Source organism: Myxococcus sp. MISCRS1 (genome assembly GCF_026626605.1).
Taxonomy (GTDB): Bacteria; Myxococcota; Myxococcia; order Myxococcales; family Myxococcaceae; genus Myxococcus; species Myxococcus fulvus.
The window spans coordinates 299,450-320,107 of sequence record NZ_JAPNKB010000001.1 but is presented as its reverse complement, the minus strand read 5'-3'; the positions used below and the strand labels follow the sequence as shown (position 1 = coordinate 320,107).

Below are 20,658 nucleotides of genomic sequence, written 5' to 3'. Positions count from 1 at the left end.
GTGGTGTTCGGCCCCGTGCCGGCGTGTGTCATCCGTCGTGATGCAGCCGGTCTTGAGCCATCCTTCCGGGCTGGGCTTCGATCAGGCTGCCGAGGCCGACCGCGAAGATGATGCCGGACCACCACTGCTCCATCACGAGGAGGATGCGTGCCGTGGTGAACTGCCTGCTGAAGTGACAGCGATACCCAGCGCGCACGATGAGGGCGTGTTGCTCACAGGCATGCTGGTCCATGTGCGCGAGGAACTCCCCTGGGCTGATGGCCCGCTGGACGAGCAGTCTCGGGATGACGAGGAAGTGCTCCACGGACTCCGTGGGCATCAAGCCATTCTCGACGGCGTCCACGAGCGTGACATGCAACTCCAGGGAGCCAGAGTGGCGTCTTCCGGCGACGGTCACATCGTAGCGGAAGGGGCGTCGGGGGACGTTCACCCGTGCCGGGTCCGACGGGAGCGTTGGCTCGAACCGCGGGGAGTAGCAGTCGGCGAGCTGACAGGCTTTGTAGAGGTCCCGGTCCTGCAACAGGGCGCCTGTGCCGTGGGCGAGCGCGAAGTAGCGCCAGATATCATGCCTGTGGTTGGTGACATGCCAGACGCCGACGTCCATCATGACGACCATGAGCGGGAAGCGCTCGGGCTTCAGCCCCCCATCGCGAGTGAGCGCGGCGTTCAATTGCCAGAGGGTGCGCTCGTAACATTCCACGAGCGAGGTGGTGGAGACCGAGCCGCGCGTGAGGGTCAGCACGCTCTGTGCGCATTCATCGTTTCGAAGGTCCGGGCCTAGGTCGACCCAGTCCTGGACCAGCCCCGTCAGCATCAGTTCATCGCGACCGATGGTTCCTGGGACAGATGACAGGTAGTGGCCGAACATGGCCGAGTCACAGGCCTTGAAGTCACGCCAGAGGTCGCGGTCCCCGAAGATCCAGGCCTTCATGCCGCTCGTGGGAACGGAGCGGAGCGCGGCTTCGCTCTTTCTCTTCCCGTCGATGAACGCCAGGTCCGCCAACTGGTGGGTCCTCCTCGCGAGGAGTTCGGATGGAAGGTCCGGGACGTCCCAGAGGAACAGCAGGTCTCTGACGAAGTGGTTGTGGCGAGTGTCCGACGCATCCACGTTGTATTCCAGGTAGAACGCGAAGATGAGGGTGGCCAGGTAGTCCTGCCGCCAATCCCCGAACTCACCCGAGCTGAGCCCGGCGAGCAGCGCTCCGGAGATCGTGGGATAGCTCGCCGTGCCCCTCAGGCCATGGTCGCTGAGCGTCTGCTGCCATAGCGGGTGCGTGCAGCCCGAGACCTCCGGTGATTTGGTGCTCCGGCCCCGGTTGGCGCCTGCTCTCGCGCGCTGGAGGATCTCCCGGACGAGGCCATCCTCGCCTGAGACGGTCACCATCCAGGCCAGCTCATCCCTCGACGGAGGTCCCTCCGGAGTGCCCTGCAGGCGGGCCTGCGTGATGTGGTCGAGGAGGGCGCAGCCGTTTTCGATGATTTCACTGCACTCACGAGTCCTGTCCTCGAATTGTTCTCCATGGACCCGTGGGTCTTCGCGGATGACCTGTCGGGCCAGCTGTGGCTCGTAGCTCCACGGAGGCAGCTCCTGCGTGGACGGCCCTCCGTACAGGTGTTTTCTCAGCCGAGCGACGTGGTCCGCGAAGGGCGACCCTGCGATGGCCCCCCTGGCGTGGAGCACGTCGTGAACGGACTCGCTGAACTGGGGGAGCGGTTCGTCTCCGAGGCGATGCGGCTCCGGGTGGATGCGTTCAAGCAGGGGAGCCAGGTTGGCTTCAAGGAAGTCTGTTTCCTTGGCACGTGCCATGTTCGAAGCTCCTGTGAGCTCAGTTCTGGATTGTCATCAGGGGATTCATCGAGGGGCCGCTCGATATGGGATCTTGGGTAATGGCTTGCATTCTTGGTGTCATGTGAATGTTGTTCTGCGAATGACACGACGAATGTGCGGGGCCTCCTGCGGGCCTGCCCGGCCGCCCGCATCTCCGAGCACAAGACGTGGACGGTGGACTAGGTTGCCCGCATGACGCAGGCCGTTTCGGACGCATGGACGTTGCCCTGGCGGGGTCTGGGGCTGAGCAGCAACCTGAGCACCGCGGATGTGCCGCAGCCGTACCGGCTGTTGGACGCGTCGCCGGGACTCTTCGACTTCGTCGAGTACAGCGCCCCCTTGGACCTGGAGGAGGCGCGCGCCCAGGCCTCGCTGTTCCCGGAGATGTGGCGCCGCCGCGCCGACGTGCCCGTGCTCTTCCACCCCGTGCACCTCAACCTGTGGGGCCCGGAGCTGGAGCCCGCCGCCACGCTGAAGGCCCTGGACGCGCACGCGCGCGCCGTGGGCAGCCCGTGGGTGGGCAATGACGTGGGATGGTGGCACGTGCAGGGCCAGCCGTTCCCCGGCTATCTCTACATCACGCCCCCGTTCAACGAGGCCGGGCTCGCCGACTGCGCCGCGCACGCGCTCCATGTCCAGTCACACCTCTCCATGCCGCTCGTGCTGGAGAACCCCGCCGTGCTGGCGCGTCGCGGCGAGCTGCACGCGCTCGACTTCCTCGCGAAGCTGCACCAGCGCACGGGCCTGCCGCTGCTCCTGGACCTGGGGCACCTTTTCAGCCACCAGCTCTCCGCCGGCCTGCCGCTCGAAACGGGCCTGGACGGCTTCCCGCTGGAGCAGGTCGTGGAGATCCACATCGCGGGCGGCGTGGTGACGCGTCGGGGCTCGCGCCGGTTCTACGTGGACGACCACACGCAGCCGGTGCGCGAGGAGCTGTTCAATCTGTTGGAGTCCTTGCTACCGCGTTGTCCGTCCCTGCGCGCCGTCACCTTCGAGGGTGACGGTCATCCCCCCGAGGTGGCCCGGCTCTCCCTGCGGCGGCTGCGCACGCTCATCCCCCAGGGCCCTCGCGAGCCGTTGACCCTTCGCGCGCCGGATGTGAGCGCGCCTCCGGTGCTCTCGGGCGACAGCCGTCCGTGGGAGCTGTTCGACGCGGGCCACGGCGTGTCGGCCCCGGACGCGAGCGAGGACCCGGAGGGCACCGCCGCCGACCAGGACTTCCGCCTCGCGGTGGTCGCCGAGGCGCTGGACAAGGACTGGCCGCTGACGCGCCTGCTCCTGGCTGGCACGCGCGAGGCGCTGCTCGACTTCACCCGCTCGCGCGAGTACCGCAACCTCTTCGGCGGGGGAGGGCGCTCGCTGCCGCAGGTCTTCTCCTCCTGGGCGATGCGTCGGCTCCGGGAGCAGCCCGACGAGGGCGCCTCCGCCGCGCTGAGCCTGGAGATGCTCGCGCCCACCACCTTCCTCAAGGCCGCCCCGGCTCCGGGCCCCCGCCAGGTGGGGCTCGCGGAGGACGTCCGGCCCGGCAGCTTCCCCGTGGACCTGTCCGAGCTCGTCTTCGCCGCGCGCGCCGTCCGGCGCCACCTCACCGCCCGTGCGTGGGCATGTGGGGCGCTGGAGCTGTCCGGGCTGGAGGCGCTGGCGCAGGTGGCTCGGCGGCCGGGGGGGACCCCCTGGAGCTTCGCCGTGCGACGCAAGGCCCCGGGATTCGAGGTGTCGGGCGTGTCACGAGGGCTGGCCGTGCTGCTCCGGGAGCTGGGCTCCAGGCCCGTGCCGGTGGAGTCGGTGCCCCCGGAGGTGCTGGCGGAGGGGCTGAATCACCGGATGATCCGCCTGGGGGATGCTTCCGGGTTGGACCGAACCCTTGCGCCTGTGCGTCCGGTAGGGTAGGTCGCGCCGCAATGACGTCGTCACCCCTCGTTATCGGCATCGCGGGTGGCACCGCGTCCGGCAAGACCACCGTCGCCCGAAAGGTTCGTGAGGCGCTTGCCGACTGCCGCGTGGCCTTCATCGATCAGGACTCGTACTACCGGGACCTGAAGGACCTCCCCATCGCGGACCGCCGGGAGGTGAACTTCGACCATCCCGACGCGTTCGACACCGAGTTGCTGGTGAGCCACCTCCGGGAGCTGAAGGCCGGACGGCCCATCCAGAAGCCCGTCTACGACTTCGTCACCTCGTCGCGTCAGCCCCGCACCATGGGCGTGGACCCGGGGGACATCATCCTCATCGAGGGCATCCTCGTCCTGCACATGAAGGAAGTGCGCGAGCTGATGGACGTGAAGATCTACGTCGACGCGGATGACGACCTGCGCATCCTTCGTCGCCTCACCCGCGACATCAAGGACCGCGGCCGCGACTTCGACCACGTCGTCAGCCAGTACCTGCGCCACGTGCGCCCCATGCACATGGGCTTCGTCGAGCCGTCCAAGCACTTCGCGGACATCATCATCCCGCACGGCGGCAACAACGAGATCGCCATCAGCATGCTGGTGGGCGCGCTGCGCGGGAAGCTCTCCGCTCCGCAGCCGCGCGAGTAGCCCCAGCGCCTCAGCCCACGCGCCGCAGGAAGTCTCCGAGTGGCGCGCGCAGCCGCTCGGTCTCCGTCAGGAGCGCGCCATGGTCCCCCGGGCCGGGCAGCTCCACCAGCCGGGCGCTCACGCCCGCGGCGGACAGCAGGTGGTAGGTGTCCCGCACCCGGTTCACCGGCGCGAGCACGTCCGAGCTCCCCGCCACCAGCAGCACCCGCGCCCGGATCTGCGCGAAGCAGTCCGCCACGTCACAGCCCGAGTAGGCCGAGCACAGCGTCGCCCATGACGACGCGTCGAACGACTCGGAGAAGGCGTCCGCCTCCGCGTCCAGCGCGAGCCTCGCCGCCTCGGCGTCGGCGAAGCGCTGCGACAGGTACTCGCGGCCGTAGAGCAGCTTCTGGAAGTCCAGCCTCAGCCGCCGCATCGTCTTGCGAGGCTGCGCGTCCGGCGCATAGAGGCCCTCGCGGAAGTCCGGGTCCGCGCGCAACAGCTGCCACGCCAGGCCCAGCTTCTCGCGCACGCCCTCCGGCAGCGCGCGCGCCGAGCCGATGGCCACCACCGAGTCCGACAGCTCCGGGAACAGCGCCGCCAGCCGCAGCGCCACCTGGGCTCCAAGGCCCACGCCCACCAGCGCGCGCACGTGGTTCAGCCCCCGGGCTCGCAGCAGCGCGGACACCCCGCGCGCCATGTCGAGCACCGTGAGGGGAGGCAGGCTCAGACCCAGTCGCTCGCCCGTCTCCCGGTCCATCGACGCGTTCGAGGTGCTGCCGAACGGACTGCCCAAAAGCCCCGGGACGATGACCGGCATGATGTCCGGGTCCAACGGCAGCCCCGGCCCCACCAGCTCACGCGCCCAACCCGACGGCTGATACGCGGAGTCCTCCGCCGGCCCCACCGCCCGGTGCGAATGCGACAGGTCGTGCAGCAGCACCACCGCTTTGCCGTCGCACGGTTCTCCGTACGCCTCCCACGCCACCTGGGGGTTGCGCAGCAGCTCGCCTTCCTCCAGAGGGAGCAGGGAGGTGAACAGGTGGGTGCCGGTGGCCTGGATCACGTTGGGGAATTTTCATATCACTGCCTGCTCCACCGCACAGGAGACTGCCGCTTGAAGCGCTATTTCGGAGTCATTGTCCTCGTCGCTGGTGTGCTGCTGGGCGCCATCATGAGCTACCGCAGCGCCAGTGCCCGCACCAAGGAGGCGCAGCGCGAGGCAGACGTCCAGCGCATCCGCGCCGACTATCTGGAGCGCGTGGCCTGGCTCCGGGTCAATCCGGACGAGAACGCGTATCGCGAGGAGCTCAAGCCGTTCTTCAAGACGTACTTCGAGCAGGTGGATGACCACCTCAAGGCGTTCAACGGGAACAAGAACTTCGACGGCTATCTCCAGGAGCTGGAGAAGCGGGCGGAGAAGGACGAGCGCGCCGGGGACCGCAAGGCGTTCTACGACTACACGCGCAAGGTGTTCGACAGCCTGCGCGAGGGTCGCTACCGCCCGGTGTGGACGGCGACGGACAAGGGCATGCGCCTGGACGTGGTGTCCTCGGACACCATCATGGTGATGGGCAAGCCGCAGATCCGGCTGCAGCTCGCGCTGTGGGGCGCGCAGCGGCAGCTCAAGGACGAGGGCAAGGTCCTCAAGATGCTGACCAGCGCCACGTTCGACACGGTGTGGAAGCTCACCGACGCGAAGGGGAAGCTCCTGGGCGAGATGCGCGGTGGGGATCCGTCGATGAAGATCGACCACCCGGAGCGCTTCATCGCGGAGTTCCCGCCGCAGCTGGTGTTGGGCCACTACGACCTGGACCTGATGCCCAACGAGGTGGCGAAGCTGGACATGACCATCACCGTCTCGTCGCGCTCGCCCTCGGGCGGGGACGCCACGGCCACGTACGTGTGGAAGCTGGACGTGCCCTCGGAGTGGAAGCTGGGCGCGGGTGAGACGTGGGAGGGCGCCACGCAGGAGGAGCGTCCCGAGGAGGAGATCGACCCGGCGAAGAAGGCCGCCGCGAACTAGCGGTGTGTCGGGTGGGGGAGGGCGAAGCGGGGGTTCGCCCTCACTCCACCACGGTGAAGTGGGAGCCCAGCCGGTACGCGGACAGCGCGCCGGTGTCGTCCAGGAAGTAGAGGTTGAGGCGCACGTCGGCCTGGAGCGCGACGAGCCCCGCCCCCGCGCGCACCTCGGCCAGCACCTGGCCTCCTCGAGGGTCCACCGCGCGCACCCGCTCACCCGGGACCAGCGTCACCCCGCGCGCGGTGCGTGCCGGCAGCGCGCCGATGAGCGGCTCCCCCGCGGCGCCCACGCGCCAGTCCACGGTGCCCGACGAGGCCACGCGCGCCGCGGCCCCCGACGCGCTGGTCACCACCACCGCGCGAGGCAGGGGCGAGAGCGCGTACGGCCCCGGCCCCAGGTTCAGTGGCCGCTCCCACACGCGCTGGCCCTTGGCGTCCAGGCACAAGAGCATGCCTTCGCGCTCGCGCTCCCCGGCGATGAAGACGCGCGAGCCCACCGGCAGCGGCGCCGACGGGTGGGTGAGGTCCGGCTCGTGCGTCCACGCCGCCTCGCCCGTGTGCGCGTCCGCGAGCAGCAGCGCCCAGTGCGAACCCCGACCGAGCAGCGCGAGGAACCGACGACCCCACGGCACCGGAGCGCCGTGGAAGGGCAGGGGCGCGCGCATCCGGTAGCGCACCTGTCCATCCTCCAGGTCGAGCCCGTAGACATAGCCGGAGTCCGTGGTGACGAGGGCGCGGTGGCCCTGCGTCGTCAGCCAGCTTCGCTGCGTGCGCGGAGGGGCCAGCCGCCACACCTCGCGCCCGGTGGCCTCCGCGAAGGCCACCACGGTGCGGTCCTCGGACAGCGTGAGCAAGAGCCCGTCCTTGCGCAGGAGCAGCGGCCCCAGGGGGATGCCGTCGTGGTCATGCAGCCAGCGCGCCCCCGCGCCCCGGCCCGTGAAGCCGTACACGCGGGAGAGGTCCGCCGCCACCGCGTGGCCGTCCGCCGAGGCCGCCACGCCCAGCGCCGCGGCGCGGCGCCACAGCCGAGACCCGTCCTTGCGCGAGAAGGCCACCGCCGCTTGAGGCGAGCAGCACACCGGCCCGTGACGTCCGAGCAGCAGCCGCGACTCCTCCGCGTCCTCGAGCCCGCGCTGCTCCCACAGCCGCTCGAAGCGCAGCCGTCGCAGCCGGCCGGGGACCTTGAGCGGCTTGGAGGCGCTCTCCGTCGTCCGGGTGCGCTTCTCCCTCGCCGCGCCGGACTGCTCGGGGGGCTCCACGGGGCCGCGCAGATGGGAGAGGCCCTCCCGGCAGCGCTCCGCCAGCTCCACCAGGTAGGGGTTGCCCACCTGCGTCCGGTCCTCCTCCGCGAAGGTGGCCGCGAGCGCCTCGCCCAGGTGGAAGAGGCTGGCCGCGAGCTGCATGCCGGTGAGCGGGAAGGGCACGCCCGCGCGGCCCACCCGGGCCTTGCCGGCCTCCAGGTCGAGCAGCAGCGGGGAGCGGGTGCCCGCGGGCTCCAACTGGAACCGGGGCTCCTTGAGCTCCACCGCCCGAGCCAGCTCCACCGCCTGGCGCGACAGCTCCAGCACCGTGAGGAACGGCGGCGCCTGGACCTTCCACGCCTCCGGCTTGCCGGGCAGGGCGAGCCACACCTCGCCTGGGCCCAGCAGGGGGGCCAGCGTCCCGGACGGGCTCCGCTTGCCTCCGGAGCGATGCCCCCGGGCGCCGGCGTCCCGGAGCTCGAAGCCGAAGCCGGGCGTCTGGGGCGGCTCCACGCGCTTCACCGAGGGGCGGGCGGGCTCCTCATCCGGGGGACGGGAAGGCCTCGCGAGCTGCTTGAGCGGCTCCGCCAGCGCCTGGGCGAGGGGGGCGGAGACACCCTTGGGCGCCACCTGGGTGACGTCCGCGAGGAAGCGCGCGCCGGTGGCCTTCACGGCCTCGGTCAGCTCCTCGGCGTCCACCCTGACGGGGGGCCGCATCAGCCGGGCGGGGCGGGCCAGGCTCACCACGAGCAGCTCCACCTCGGCGCCCACCCGTCTCAGGACCAGCTCCAGGTGGGCCTCCGCCAGGGAGACCTGGGCCATGGGCCGGCCCCCCGTGCGAAGAGAGGCCACTGCGCGCACCAAAGCGGGCACCACTTCTGCTAAGGACTCCTCCACCGCTCCGGACAGCAGGTCCACGCCGTCCAGTTCCAGTGCGATGGAATCCAGCGGGGAGGCCGAGGGTTCGCGTTTCCAGCGCTGTCCGATGCGTATGCGGGTCATCTTCCGTTCGTTGACAAGCCAGTTTAGCGATGGCTAGCATCCGCCGCCCATACGGACCTACATTTTTGTAACCGTTCGGAATTCTTGGGGAATACTCGATGACATTTTACGAGGCCGCGCTCCGCATCCTGGAGAGCGAAGGACGTCCCCTCCACTTCCTTGAAATCACCGAGAAGTCCATCCAACAAAGCCTGCTCTCCCACGTCGGCAAGACGCCCGAGGTGACGATGCTCTCGCGCCTGGCCGCCATGGCGCGTCGCACGAGGGATCGCAAGGTGATTGTGACGGCGAAGGACACCTTCGCCCTGGTGGACTGGTCGATTCCCGAGGACGTGGAGGCGCTGGCGCAGACAGGCGTAATCGAGCCGAATCCGGAAGAGGACCTGCCGCCGCTCAGGCCGGCGGAGCGCCACCCGGAGCCGCGCACGGACAACGTGCGAGCGGCGGGCCGGGGCAGTGAGCGCAAGCGCCGCCGGGACGAGGACGAGGAGCGGGGTGGAAAGCGCAAGCGCTTCCCGCCGCTGCCGGAGGTGGTGTTCGAGATCCTCAGCGACGCCGACGGTGGGCTGCGCACGGAGGCCATCATCGAGCGCGCCCGGAGCAAGGAGCTGTGCGCCGAGGACCTCACGGTGGAGGCGGTGCTCACGGCGCTCCTGGAGGACAACCAGCGTCGCATCGACGCGGGTCGCCGGCCGCAGTACGCGTTCAACAAGGACTCCGGCGAGGTGACGCTGGAGCGCGCGGGCTCGCCGAGCGAGGCGCCGTCGCTGGAGCTGCAGGCCGCGTTCGCGCAGGCGCTGGGGATTCCGCTGGAGGCGGGCCGGCCGGTGCTGGCGCGCTCCTCGGCCGCGGCGGTCGCGGGCGAGCCGGTGGTGGACGCGGCGCTGCTCACCACGCTGCGCACGTCGCTCAAGGACGCGCGCCGCGCGGTGGCGCGAGGGCTGCGCAAGCGCCTGGGCGACGCGGACGTGGGCACGTTCGAGAAGTCCGTCGTGAAGATGATGCACGGGCTGGGCTTCCGCGAGCTGAAGGTGGCCAAGCGCTCCAAGGAAGGCCCCCTGCTCACCGCGCGCAAGCGCGAGGGCAGCGTGGAGCTGCGCTACGCGGTGCGGATGCTCAAGGGCACGCCCGGCATCGACCGCAAGTGCGTGCAGGAGCTGCGGCGCGACCTGAGCCACTACTCGGCGCAGGTGGGCCTGCTGGTGAGCGCGGGCGACGTGCGCGGCGACGCGCGCACCGAGGCGCAGGCCAGCGGCTCGCTGGTGATGCTGTGGTGCGGCGACGCGCTGGGTGAGAAGTTCCTGGAGGCCGAGACGGCCGTCACCGTCACCCGGGTGGAGCTGTACGAGATCGACGAGCGCTTCTTCGAGGCCGCCAAGCTGGACGCCGAGGAGGCCCAGAAGCGCCGCGAGGAGCGTCAGCGCGAGAAGCAGTCCCGCGAGGACGAGTCCCCCGAGGTCGCCGCGTCGTCGGAGCGCCCGCGCGAGAAGCGTCGCCGCGAGCGTGGCGAGAAGCGCGCGTCCGCTTCGCCTTCGTCCGACGAGGTGGAGGTCTCCTCCGAGGGCGGTGAGGCTCGCGCCCAGGGCGACGTCGCGGTCGAGGCCGCTCCCGCCGTGTCCGCGCCCGCGCCCCAGAACACGGGCTCCGAGGACGAGGAGGGCGAGGACGACGACGAGGGTGATGACGACGACCTGGAGGCCGCGAGCGCCTTCGTGGGGGCCCGTCCAGAGGGCGCCGAAGCGAACGGCGAGCCCGGCCAGGGAGACCGCAAGCGCCGCCGCCGTCGCCGTCGTGGACGTCGGGGTCGTGGGAACCGGGGCGCCGAGGCTGGCGCCACTCCGGCGGGTGGCACTCCGGCGGAGGCCGCGAGCGGCGCCGCTCCCACGGGCGAGGCCGCGAGCGCGCCCCAGGCGCAGGCGGAGGGCGCTCCCGCTCCCGAGGGTGAGGCGAGCATCGCCGCGCCCCAGCCCCAGGCGGAGGGCACCCCCTCTCCCGACGGTGAGGCGGGCATCGCGAAGCACCAGGACCTGGCGGCCGCGCCCGAGGTCAACGTGAGCGAGGCCACCGCGCCGAGCCCGGAGGCCGTCCCCGTGGCGGGTTCCCTGGCCGAGGCGCTGGAGGCCAGCACCCGGACGGAGGGCATCACCGAGCCCGAGGCGCCGGTCCGCGAGGCGCAGGTCCAGCCGGAGGCGGTCGTCCCGTCCGTGTCCGGTCCGGAAGCGGAGTCGCACGAGGTGCGAGAGGATGCGCACCGTCCCGCGAAGAGCCCGTCCGAAGGGGGAGAGGGCTGACACCGTCTGGCGCGGAGGGTGGGAATGGCCGGCGCGGGCCCGCTTCGGGTGTTACCCTGAGGGGGCGATGAAGCCGGCCCTGATTCTCGCCTTCTGCGCCGTCCTCCTCGGCGCCTGCCGCTCGCAGGCGCCGCGCTACCCCGTCTCTCCGGTGGATGTCTCCGGAGCGACGGTGAAGGACAACGCCCTCCTGGGCCTGGCGCCCGAGGGCGTGGCGACGTTGTTCACCCAGTCCCTGAAGTCCTCCGGCCGCTTCGAGCTGAAGGGCGACGAGGTGACGAAGGACGTCCGGCCCTGGCGCCTGACGTTGGACGTGCCCTTCACGCGCGAGGTCCTGAAGGATGGGGATCCGCGCAGCTTCGCCGAGGTGGGCGCCAACCTCGTGCTGGAGCGCTTCGGAGGGGAGCTGCCCCAGCACTACGAGGTGGTGGGACTGGGCGAGGCGCCGGTGATGGAGGACTCGCCCGCGGGCCGGCAGGCCGCCATGCGCGCCGCGCTGGACGCCGTGCTCAAGCAGGTGACGGACTCCGCGGTGATGCAGCTCAACGCGCTGGAGCGCACGGACGACGTGCTGGTGCAGGAGCTGCGCGCGGACGATGCGCGGCTGCGTGAGTTCGCGCTGCGCACGCTGGCCGAGCGCCAGCACCCCGCCGCGGCGCCGCTGCTCATCGAGCGGCTCAAGGAGTCCTCGGACGGGGACGTGCTGCGCAAGACGATTGGCGCGCTGGTGGAGATGAAGGCGCGCGTGGCCGTGCCGGCGCTCATCGACCTGGCGCGCGGCAAGGACAACGGCTTCGTGCAGGAGCTCGTCTTCGCGGTGGGCGAGATTGGTGGCCCGGAGGCGGAGGCGTACCTGTATACGGTGGCCCAGGGGCATGACGCGCCCGCCGTGCAGGCCGCGGCGCAGCAGGCCCTGGAGACGCTCTACGCTTCACGCAAGCACATCACCGCGGAGGCGCGTGGCCGGGACCACGCGGACTGACATCGAGATGAACCGTTCGTTCGGAGTGGGCGCCGCCGCCCTGCTGGCCACGATGATGCTGGGGAGCGGCTGCTCCAAGCGCGTGGAGTCGGAGTCGCAGACGTCGGCCGTGGCCGGGAGCGTGGCGGACTACTACCCGCTCGCGGTGGGCAACAGCTGGACGTACCGGCAGAACGGCCGCGCCGACAAGCTCGTCACGGTGGAGATCCTCAAGCAGGAGGAGGGCTTCTTCCACGACAACCAGGGCGGCCAACTCGCCGTGGATGCCTACGGGCTGAGGGACCCCAAGCGCTACCTGCTGCGGGGCCCCCTGGAGACCGGGCACGCGTGGACGAACGTGGTGTCGGTGTCGTCCACCGAGCGCTATCGCATCGTCCAGGCGGGCAGCGCGTGTGACACCCCCGCGGGCACCTTCCCGTCCTGCGTGCAGGTGGAGGGGCGCAACCGGGTGGATGCCCAGGCCACGCTCGTCAACGCGATGACGTTCGCGCCGGGCGTCGGCATGGTGCGCATGGAGATCTTCCTGGAGACGGCGAGCCAGCAGCGCATCCCCCAGACGCACCTGGAGCTCACCGCCTACGAGGTGGGTGGGAGTCGTGCCCCCGGGGCGAGCACCCCACCGGCCGGCTGAAGGCCGGGACGGAGGGCGAGGAGGGGCCGCCGAGGGCCCCGGCCCGGCGAGTTGAAAGCCCGGCCTCCGCTCCGTACCCTTGCGCTCTCGTGAGGTGTCGCCGTGGCCCTGGAATCAACCGAGCAGACGCAGGAGGAACTCATCCTCGGGTTCCTCTCCGAGAGTGGTGAGGACTACACCTCCGGGGAGGCCCTGTCGGGCAAGCTGGGGCTGTCCCGCACGGCGGTCTGGAAGCGGGTGGAGGCCCTGCGCACCAAGGGCTATCGCATCGAGGCCATCCCCGCCCGGGGCTACCGGCTGGTGGAGGTCCCGGACCGCCTCACCGCGCTGGAGGTCGCGCCGCTGCTGGAGACCCATGACCTGGGCCGGACCATCCACCATCACGCGGTGCTGGGCTCCACCAACGAGGTGGCGTTCCGGCTGGCGCAGGACGGCGCCGAGCACGGCGAGGTGGTGGTGGCCGAGCAGCAGACCTCCGGCAAGGGCCGCCGGGGCCGCGCCTGGGTGTCGCCGCCGGGGCTGAACCTGTACTTCTCCGCCATCCTCCGCCCGGAGCTGCCGCCCCAGCGCGCGCCGGAGCTGACGCTGGTGGCCGCCGTCGCGCTGGCGGAGACGCTGCGCGAGTGCGGGGTGGACGCCGCCATCAAGTGGCCCAACGACGTGCACATCGACGGGCGCAAGGTGGCGGGCATCCTCACGGAGCTGTCGGCCGAGCCGGAGCGGGTGCACTTCGTCATCGTCGGAGTGGGGGTCAACCTCAACTGCCAGGACGAGCACTTCCCCGAGGAGCTGCGCGGGGTGGCCACCTCGCTGTCGCTGGCCCGGGGCGAGAAGGTGCACCGCGCCCGGTTCGCCGCCTCCCTGTGGACGCGCATGGAGGAGTGGCTGGACCTGTACCTGGAGACGGGCTTCGACGCGGTGCGCGCCCGGTGGAAGGAGCTGTCGTCCACCCTGGGGCAGGACGTGCTGGTGCGCACGGACCGCAGCGAGCTGCGGGGCCTGGCCGAGGACATCGACCCGTCCGGCGCGCTGCTGGTGCGCACGGAGGGCGGACAGTTGGAGCGCGTGCTGGCCGGAGACGTGGAGCAGCTGCGCCCCAGGCAGTCGCCGCGCTCGCGCCAGACGCCCCGCTGAGCGGCGCCTTCGGAGTAGAGTGCGCGGGGTGATGCTCCTGGCCATCGACGTTGGCAACACCAACACCGCCCTCGGGGTGTTCGAGGGCCGACGGCTGCTCGACCACTGGCGCGTGGAGACGAGCACCCGGCGCACCTCGGATGAGTACGGCATCCTGGTGCGCCAGCTCTTCTCGCACAGCGGCATCGACGCGGCGAAGGTGGGCGCGGTGGCGGTGTCCAGCGTGGTGCCGCCGCTCCAGTTCAGCCTGGAGAAGATGAGCGAGCGCTACTTCCGCATGCGGCCCATGTTCGTGGGGCCTGGCGTGAAGACGGGCATGCCCATCCTCTACGACAACCCTCGCGAGGTGGGCGCGGACCGCATCGTCAACGCGGTGTCCGCGTACGAGAAGCACCGCTCGGCGCTCATCGTCGTGGACTTCGGCACTGCCACCACGTTCGACGCGGTGTCCGCGCGGGGCGAGTACCTGGGCGGCTGCATCTGCCCGGGCATCAACATCTCCATGGAGGCCTTGTTCCAGAACGCCTCCAAGCTGCCGCGCGTGGAGTTCGCGCGGCCGCCGCATGTCATCGGCCGCAACACGGTGCACTCGATGCAGTCGGGGCTCGTGTACGGCTACGTCGGGATGGTGGACGGCATCTGCGCGCGCATGCAGGCCGACCTGGGCCACCCCGTGAGGGTCGTCGCCACCGGAGGGCTCGCGCCGCTGGTGGCCAGTGAATCCAAGGCCATCCACGAAGTGGACGAGTTCCTCACGCTCGAGGGCCTGCGCATCATCTACGGAAGGAACCACGCGACATGACCACCGCCGCCCCCAGCAACGTCCCGGCGCCTCCCCCGGGCTGCCCCTTCAACGCGGAGTTCCTCCCGCCCAACCTGCGCAAGCACGTGGACCCGGCCGCGCCGGTGCCGCTGCGGATGATGGCCGCCAAGTCGCTCGTGCCGCTCAGCCCGTCCGACATGCTGGGCGCGCTGTACATGCTGACGTACGACCCGGACGCGGGCGTGCGCGAGACGGCGGCGAAGACGTCCGCGGGCCTGCCCGAGAAGATCCTCGGCTCCGCGCTGCGCGACGAGGAGGTGCAGCCCCAGGTGCTGGGCTACTTCCTCGGGCTGCTCAAGGACAAGGACGCCTACGCGGAGATGCTCGTCCTCAACTCGAACACGCCCGACGAGGCCGTGGCCCAGGTGGCGCGCGAGTGTGGACCGAAGCTGGCGGAGATCATCGGGCAGAACCAGCTGCGCCTGTTGCGCTACGAGGACATCCTGCGCGGCCTGTGCGCCAACGCCCAGGCGCCGGTGTCCCTCATCGACAGCGTCTGTGACTTCGCGGTGCGCAGCGGCCTGCAGTTGACGGACGTGCCGCAGATGAAGGCCGCGCGCGTGCGTCTGTTCGGCCCCGAGGCCGCCGAGGCCCCGCCGGACCCGGGCCCCACCGCGCAGGAGGTGCTCCAGGAGATGGGCGGCGAGGTGGCGGACGAGAACGCCGCGCCCATGGAGGAGGGCAAGCGCCTGACGCTGGCCCAGCGGCTGATGAAGATGTCCATCGCGGAGAAGATCAAGCTGGCCACGCTGGGCAACAAGGAGGCCCGCGGCGCGCTCATCCGCGAGACGAACAAGCTGGTCGCCGTGGCCGTCATCCGCAGCCCGCGAATCACGGACGGCGAGGTGCTCGCGTGCGCCTCCAACCGCGCGATGATGGATGACGTGCTGCGCGTCATCTACAACAACCGCGAGTGGACCAAGAACATGAAGGTGAAGCTGGCCCTGGTGAAGAACCCCAAGGTGCCGCTCACCGTCACGATGAAGTTCCTCAACGCCCTGCGCGACGGCGAGCTCAAGGACCTGAGCCGCGACAAGAACGTGCCGGCCGCGGTGCAGACGTTCGCCAAGAAGCTGCTGGAGAAGAAGACCGCCCCCAAGAAGACCGACGACAAGTAGGCGGGGCGGGGTGGGGGAGCCCTCTTTCAAAGAGGGCTTCGACCCCGGGTTCCACCGCCGCTCCAGCGCCTCGCGTCGAGCCAGTGGCGGGAGCGGCGTGGAGGCTGCCTCAGGCCGCCGCTTCGTCGGCGTCGTCGGCCACGGAGGAGGCGTTCTCCTCGAGCAGCTGCTGGGCGATGGCGAGCGCCTTCTTCGTCTTCTCGCGCAGCTTCTCGTCGTTCTTGATGCGCGCGTAGAGCTTGGTGACCCGCTCCTCGTTGCGCACGGCGGTGGCCTCCAGCTCGGCGATGCGGCGGCGCAGCTCGTCGGCCTCCTCGGCCGCGCGGGTGCCCTGCTCGGACAGCTCCGTCTGCGTCTGCTCCAGCTGGGAGCGCAGCTCCTCGGCCTCGCGCTGGGCGCTCTCCACCTGGCCGCGCAGGGTGTCGGCCTCCTCGCGCGCCGTCTGCACGTCGACCTCGAGCTGACCGGTGCGGTTGCGCAGCTCCTCCAGCTCCGCGTTGAGGCCCGCCGTCTGCGCGGCCTGCTGATCCAGCTCCTCCTGGAGCGTCGTCACCTGGGCGGCGGCGCCACGCGCCTCCTCCTTGGAGGTGGCGAGCTGCTGGTCCACGCGCTTGCGCTCCGCCGTCAGCGTGTCCACGCGGGTGGTGAGCGTCTTGATCTGCGCGTCGCGCCGGGCCATCTCCGACTCGGTCGTGCTGGACGCCTGCTCGAGCTCCAGGTGCTGGTCCTTGAGCTCGACGATCTCCTGGTCCTTCTGGTTCAGCTCCGTCTTGAGGCGGAGGATCTCCTTGTCGCGCTTGTTGACGGCGTCGCGCAGCGCGAAGGTGTCCTTGTCGTTCTTGCCGGTGGCGGCGCGGGCCGTCTCCAGCTCGGTGGCCTTGCCCTCCAGCTCGGCCTCCAGCTCACGCACCCGGTCCTCGGCCTGGGAGGCCGTGCCGCGCGAGTCCTCCAGCGCGGCCTGCAGCTCGGCCACCTTCGCGCGCAGGCTGCGCAGCTCGGCGGCGTCCGCGGCGGAGGTGACAGGCGCCGCGGCCACGGGCGCGCTGGTGGCCACCGCGGGCGTGCGCGCGGGCGGCGTCGGCGTGCGCGCGGGGGGCGGGGTGGTGGCCTTGGGCGGCTCGATGACCTTCAGCGGGGCGGGCGCCACCGGCGCGGTGGCGACGGGCATGAAGCCCACCACCGTCTTCTCCGAGTCGTCCAGCGAGTCCAGCGCGTCGTCCGCGTCCGAGCCGAGCGCGTCCAGGCCGGAGAAGTCCTCCTCCACGCCCTCGACGACGGCGTCGGGCGGGGCCTCCACGGGCTCCTCGACGATGGCGGCGGGCTCGGGCTCCGGCGACGACATGTCGCTGAACGCCGCGTCCAGGTCCAGCTCCTCGCCGGCGACCGCGGGCTCCTCGTCCTCGCCGGTGTCGACGGAGATCTCCTCACCGAAGTCCGCCGTCATCGGCTCGTCGCCGAGCGCGTCCAGCGTGAGGCTCTCGTCGACCACATCCTCGGAGACGGCCACTTCGGGGAAGCCGATGATGGCGCCCACGCGCTCGGTGAGCAGGTTGGCGTCCACCGGCATGGGCACGTACTCGTCCGCGTGCGCCTTCAGCTTGCGGTGCTGCGCGAAGCCATCCGGGTTGCCGACGATGACGATGGGGACGTTCTTGAGGTCGTCGTCCTTCTTCAGCTTGCCGCAGATGAGGTAGCCGTTCTGTCCGGCGGACAGCTCCACCGCCAGCACGACGAGGTCGGGCCTGTCGCGGCGAATCTGCTCCACGCTGCCCTTGCCGTCCGCGGTGTCCTCCACGGTGAAGCCCCGTCCCTCCAGGACGGGCCTCAGGGTGGCTGCGAGGGCGGTGTCGCTCTTTTCGACGATCAGGATTTTCTTGGACATGTAGGAACGGCCCGACCTGGGTGCGGCGCGCGCGGGCGCCACGGGTGACGGTGGCGCGCGAGGAAAGAAGCGCCGTCGAGGCTATCGGCCATGTCAGGGACCGTCAAATGTTCGGGCCGTACGAAACTCCGCCCGCAGGGCAGTCGGGCAGGCGCCACAGCACGCTTCAGGGAAACGACGCGGGCTCGACGGAGACGGCGGGGCGCGAGCGCGCGGGCATCGGGAGTGTCTGGTACGAGTAATTCCCGTCCGCGGACTCCATCGCCCGGGGCGTGCTGGCCAACGCGGCGCCGTGCTCGCGCTCCTCGAGCATGCGCAGGATGTCACGCTCGTCCATGTCGGTGACCATCTCGTAGACGACCTCGTGATCCCGCCAGGTCACGATGTTGAAGCCCTGCGCGGAGTCGACCTCCACCGCGGGCAGCGCCTGGGGACGGGGGCTCGACTCGTCCGGCACCACGAACACGCCGAGCCGCCGGCTGGGGCCACCCTCGTCGGGGAGCGTCTCGTAGCTGATGTACGCCACTTCGCGGCCGTTGAGGATGGAGATGCGGCCGCCCAGCGGCTTGGCGCGAGGCAGCTGTGGCAGCGCGACGCGAGGGTCCACCGTGCCCTTGAACCACGTCTCCAGCTGCTCGGAGTTGGACGCGGTGACTTCGTACGGCAGCGGACGCTTGAAGCGCAGGACCAGCTCTTCCTTCGCCAGCCGCTCGCGCTTGCCCGCCTGATACGCGGACCAGCCGCTCGTCACCGTCACCACCACCAGGGCGACGGCGCCCGCGCGCAGCCAGACCCCATATTGCGCGCGGCGGTGCTCCTGGTGGAGCCCCTGGGCGATGCCTGCGCGGAGCGAGGCCGGGGCCTGCATCCGCTGCACGGAGTGTCTGGCGGCCCGCCGCAGGGCGAGCTGCATGTTCCGCTCTTCCTCCACGCGGCGCTGACATCCAGCGCACGCGGAGAGGTGGGATTCGAGGTCGACCCGCTCCTCCGGCTGGAATTCGCCGTCGAGGTACGGATACAGAAGCCGTTCGAGTTCCTGGCAGGTCATGGGCGCGCGGTAGGAACCTGTTTCTACCCCGTCTTCTTCCTTTGACGATACTCTTCGAGGTTCGCCGGGGTCTCCGCGCCCTCTCCCTCGTGGCGGAAGACACCCTGGCCCACCGCGTACTCGCGCAGCGTCTTCTGCAGGAGCTTGCGGCCTCGGAACAGGCGGCTCATCACGGTGCCGACAGGGCACTCGAGGATCTCGGCGATCTCCTTGTAGGAGAACTCCTGCAGGTCCGCGAGGATGACCACCAGCCTGAAGTCGATGGGCAAGGAGTCGATGGCGCGCAGCACGTCGTCCGACAGGAGCCGGTCGAAGAAGTACTGCTCCGGGTTGGCCGCGAAGTCCGTCGCGTCCCGGCTCACGAAGCGCTCGTGCACCGCCTCGCGCTCGACGCCCTCCACCACCGTGCGCTCCTTCACCTTGCGCCGGTAGCGGTTGATGAACGTGTTGGTGAGGATCTTGAAGAGCCAGGCCTTGATGTTGGTGCCCCGCTCGAACTTGTCGAAGAAGCGGTAGGCCCTCATGCAGGTGTCCTGCACCAGGTCCTCGGCATCGCGCTCGTTCTTCGTCAGGCGCAGGGCCGCCGAATAGAGCGGGTCCAGGTGGGCCAGCGCCAGTTCCTCGAATTCCTGCTTCGTCCGGTTGGGTTGTCTGAAATCCAACATGTCCCGCCTTCCAGAGGCCCGAAACAATTGGGGAATGAGTTGTCGCCTGCCCATCAATGTATGCACGGGAACAGAACTGGCAACAACGGCTTCCCAGTCACACCCGCCCGTCCGGTCGCTTCGGGTACGCCAGACTCCCGACGGGGAACTTTATTCCCCATTTTCATTAACGAAGGGGAGACGGGATGTCGCCATCCACGCCTCCCCCTCGGGAAGTGCCCTGCCTGTCAGGCTGCTGGGCGGGCTACTTGCGCGCGAGCGCCTCGGAGATGGAGAGGTACTCGTACCCCAGGTCCTTGGCGACGGCCTCGTAGGTGACGTGGCCGTTGTAGGTGTTCATCGCACGGGCCAGGGCGCGGTCCGACTTCACGGCCTCCACCAGGCCCATGTCGGCGATCTTCCGCGAGTAGGGACGGGTGGTGTTGGTGAGGGCGTACGTGGACGTCTGGGGGACGGCGCCGGGCATGTTGGCGACGCAGTAGTGGACGACGCCGTGCACCTCGAACGTCGGGTTGTCGTGCGTGGTGGGCTTGCAGGTCTCGATGCAGCCGCCCTGGTCCACCGCGACGTCGACGACGACGGAGCCCGGGGTCATCTCGGAGATGAGCGACTCGGAGACGAGCTTGGGGGCCTTGCCGCCGGGGATGAGCACCGCGCCCACGACCAGGTCGGCCTCGCGCACGGAGGCGGCGATGCTCTCCGTGTCGGAGGCGAGCACGCTGACGCGGCCGAGGAACACGTCGTCCAGGTAGGTCAGGCGCTCCAGGTTGACGTCGAGGATGGTGACCTCGGCGCCCATGCCCACGGCGACCTTCGCGGCGCACAGGCCGACGACGCCGCCACCGATGACGGTGACGCGGCCGCGGCGCACGCCGGGCACGCCGCCCAGCAGGATGCCCTTGCCACCGTGCGCCTTCTCCAGGCACGCGGCGCCCACCTGGATGGCCATCTTCCCGGCCACCTCGGACATGGGCTTGAGCAGGGGCAGGCTGCCGTCATCCAGCTGCAGCGTCTCGTAGGCGACGGCCGCCGCCTTCTTCTTCACGAGCGTCTTCGTCAGCTCCGGGTCCACGCCGGCCAGATGGAAGTACGTGTAGATGATCTGCCCGGGCTGGATGCGCTCGTACTCCGGCGCGATGGGCTCCTTCACCTTGACGATCATCTCCGCGCGCTTCCAGACCTCGTCCGCGCTGGCGACGAGCGTCGCGCCCACGCGCTGGTACTCCGAGTCGGGGATGCCAGAGCCGACGCCGGCGTTCGTCTCGACCAACACCGTGTGGCCCGCGCTCGTGAGCGCGCGCACGCCCGCAGGCACCATGCCGACGCGGTACTCACGGGTTTTGATCTCCTTGGGAACTCCGACGATCACGACTTGCCTCCGAGAGGGGGACTGAAAAAGCGCGCGGACCCTAACGGGGCCCCTAGAGGGAATCAAGGCGTCCGCCCAAGCGGTGCACATGTCACCGGTGAGC

Annotated in this window: 16 protein-coding genes; 9 read left to right on the top strand and 7 right to left on the bottom strand. The window is 70.3% G+C overall.

All coding sequences use genetic code 11. The features are described 5' to 3' along the window. Positions 1-28: 28 nt before the first annotated feature. Complete coding sequence (locus OWM54_RS01125; RefSeq protein WP_267696369.1) at positions 29-1,807, bottom strand: hypothetical protein; 1,779 nt, start codon at positions 1,805-1,807, stop codon at positions 29-31. Between the two features lie 213 nt (positions 1,808-2,020). Here OWM54_RS01125 and OWM54_RS01120 point away from each other — a divergent pair, with 213 nt between their 5' ends. Together OWM54_RS01120 and udk are read left to right on the top strand one after the other, a co-directional pair. Further along, positions 2,021-3,718, top strand: a complete 1,698-nt coding sequence (locus OWM54_RS01120; RefSeq protein ID WP_267696368.1) for a DUF692 domain-containing protein — start codon at positions 2,021-2,023, stop codon at positions 3,716-3,718. 11 nt (positions 3,719-3,729) lie between these two features. Continuing rightward, on the top strand, positions 3,730-4,368 hold the full coding sequence (gene udk, locus OWM54_RS01115) for a uridine kinase (protein WP_074956956.1): 639 nt from the start codon (positions 3,730-3,732) through the stop codon (positions 4,366-4,368). A gap of 10 nt (positions 4,369-4,378) precedes the next feature. Here the strand turns inward: udk and OWM54_RS01110 are convergent, their stop codons facing one another. Beyond that, on the bottom strand, positions 4,379-5,413 hold the full coding sequence (locus OWM54_RS01110) for an alpha/beta fold hydrolase (RefSeq protein WP_267696367.1): 1,035 nt from the start codon (positions 5,411-5,413) through the stop codon (positions 4,379-4,381). Positions 5,414-5,464: 51 nt separating this feature from the next. On the opposite strand from OWM54_RS01110, the gene OWM54_RS01105 reads away from it, so the two are divergent. After that, a complete protein-coding gene (locus OWM54_RS01105; RefSeq protein ID WP_223784396.1) occupies positions 5,465-6,373 on the top strand; it encodes a hypothetical protein in 909 nt (302 codons plus the stop codon). A 40-nt stretch (positions 6,374-6,413) separates the two neighbouring features. Here OWM54_RS01105 and OWM54_RS01100 read toward each other — a convergent pair whose 3' ends face one another. Continuing rightward, positions 6,414-8,612, bottom strand: coding sequence for a PQQ-binding-like beta-propeller repeat protein (locus OWM54_RS01100; protein WP_267696366.1), 2,199 nt, complete (start codon positions 8,610-8,612; stop codon positions 6,414-6,416). 98 nt (positions 8,613-8,710) lie between these two features. Between OWM54_RS01100 and OWM54_RS01095 the strand changes: the two genes are divergently transcribed. The 6 genes from OWM54_RS01095 (at position 8,711) to OWM54_RS01070 (ending at position 15,591) form a co-directional block, all read left to right on the top strand. Continuing rightward, on the top strand, positions 8,711-10,903 hold the full coding sequence (locus OWM54_RS01095) for an HTH domain-containing protein (RefSeq protein WP_267696365.1): 2,193 nt from the start codon (positions 8,711-8,713) through the stop codon (positions 10,901-10,903). A 67-nt stretch (positions 10,904-10,970) separates the two neighbouring features. Continuing rightward, a complete protein-coding gene (locus OWM54_RS01090) occupies positions 10,971-11,885 on the top strand; it encodes a HEAT repeat domain-containing protein (protein WP_223749980.1) in 915 nt (304 codons plus the stop codon). Continuing rightward, positions 11,863-12,516, top strand: a complete 654-nt coding sequence (locus tag OWM54_RS01085) for a hypothetical protein (protein WP_223784399.1) — start codon at positions 11,863-11,865, stop codon at positions 12,514-12,516. The genes OWM54_RS01090 and OWM54_RS01085 overlap by 23 nt, the downstream gene beginning before the upstream one ends. Before the next feature lie 102 nt (positions 12,517-12,618). Next, complete coding sequence (locus tag OWM54_RS01080; RefSeq protein ID WP_267696364.1) at positions 12,619-13,650, top strand: biotin--[acetyl-CoA-carboxylase] ligase; 1,032 nt, start codon at positions 12,619-12,621, stop codon at positions 13,648-13,650. 31 nt (positions 13,651-13,681) lie between these two features. Then, on the top strand, positions 13,682-14,452 hold the full coding sequence (locus OWM54_RS01075) for a type III pantothenate kinase (protein WP_223749977.1): 771 nt from the start codon (positions 13,682-13,684) through the stop codon (positions 14,450-14,452). Further along, positions 14,449-15,591 (top strand): hypothetical protein, encoded by a 1,143-nt coding sequence (locus tag OWM54_RS01070; protein ID WP_141331228.1) that lies wholly within the window; start codon positions 14,449-14,451, stop codon positions 15,589-15,591. Before OWM54_RS01075 ends, OWM54_RS01070 begins: the two co-directional genes overlap by 4 nt. 109 nt (positions 15,592-15,700) lie before the next feature. Here the strand turns inward: OWM54_RS01070 and OWM54_RS01065 are convergent, their stop codons facing one another. From OWM54_RS01065 to ald, 4 genes are all read right to left on the bottom strand, one after another. Further along, positions 15,701-17,473 (bottom strand): response regulator, encoded by a 1,773-nt coding sequence (locus OWM54_RS01065; RefSeq protein ID WP_223784401.1) that lies wholly within the window; start codon positions 17,471-17,473, stop codon positions 15,701-15,703. 166 nt (positions 17,474-17,639) lie between these two features. Beyond that, the gene (locus OWM54_RS01060) at positions 17,640-18,521 is read right to left on the bottom strand and encodes an anti-sigma factor family protein (protein WP_223784402.1); all 882 of its coding nucleotides are present in this window, start codon (positions 18,519-18,521) and stop codon (positions 17,640-17,642) included. Positions 18,522-18,544: 23 nt separating this feature from the next. Beyond that, positions 18,545-19,186, bottom strand: coding sequence for a sigma-70 family RNA polymerase sigma factor (locus OWM54_RS01055; protein WP_141331222.1), 642 nt, complete (start codon positions 19,184-19,186; stop codon positions 18,545-18,547). Between the two features lie 244 nt (positions 19,187-19,430). Beyond that, on the bottom strand, positions 19,431-20,555 hold the full coding sequence (gene ald / locus OWM54_RS01050) for an alanine dehydrogenase (RefSeq protein WP_223749974.1): 1,125 nt from the start codon (positions 20,553-20,555) through the stop codon (positions 19,431-19,433). Positions 20,556-20,658 lie beyond the last annotated feature (103 nt).

Bases quoted from the DNA above. Each gene is read 5' to 3' on its own strand.
- OWM54_RS01090 (WP_223749980.1), top strand. From the start codon at position 10,971: ATGAAGCCGGCCCTGATTCTCGCCTTCTGCGCCGTCCTCCTCGGCGCC.
- OWM54_RS01125 (WP_267696369.1), bottom strand. From the start codon at position 1,807: ATGGCACGTGCCAAGGAAACAGACTTCCTTGAAGCCAACCTGGCTCCC.
- OWM54_RS01120 (WP_267696368.1), top strand. From the start codon at position 2,021: ATGACGCAGGCCGTTTCGGACGCATGGACGTTGCCCTGGCGGGGTCTG.
- OWM54_RS01070 (WP_141331228.1), top strand. From the start codon at position 14,449: ATGACCACCGCCGCCCCCAGCAACGTCCCGGCGCCTCCCCCGGGCTGC.
- OWM54_RS01095 (WP_267696365.1), top strand. From the start codon at position 8,711: ATGACATTTTACGAGGCCGCGCTCCGCATCCTGGAGAGCGAAGGACGT.
- OWM54_RS01060 (WP_223784402.1), bottom strand. From the start codon at position 18,521: ATGACCTGCCAGGAACTCGAACGGCTTCTGTATCCGTACCTCGACGGC.
- OWM54_RS01100 (WP_267696366.1), bottom strand. From the start codon at position 8,612: ATGACCCGCATACGCATCGGACAGCGCTGGAAACGCGAACCCTCGGCC.
- OWM54_RS01065 (WP_223784401.1), bottom strand. From the start codon at position 17,473: ATGTCCAAGAAAATCCTGATCGTCGAAAAGAGCGACACCGCCCTCGCA.
- OWM54_RS01075 (WP_223749977.1), top strand. From the start codon at position 13,682: ATGCTCCTGGCCATCGACGTTGGCAACACCAACACCGCCCTCGGGGTG.
- OWM54_RS01055 (WP_141331222.1), bottom strand. From the start codon at position 19,186: ATGTTGGATTTCAGACAACCCAACCGGACGAAGCAGGAATTCGAGGAA.
- udk (WP_074956956.1), top strand. From the start codon at position 3,730: ATGACGTCGTCACCCCTCGTTATCGGCATCGCGGGTGGCACCGCGTCC.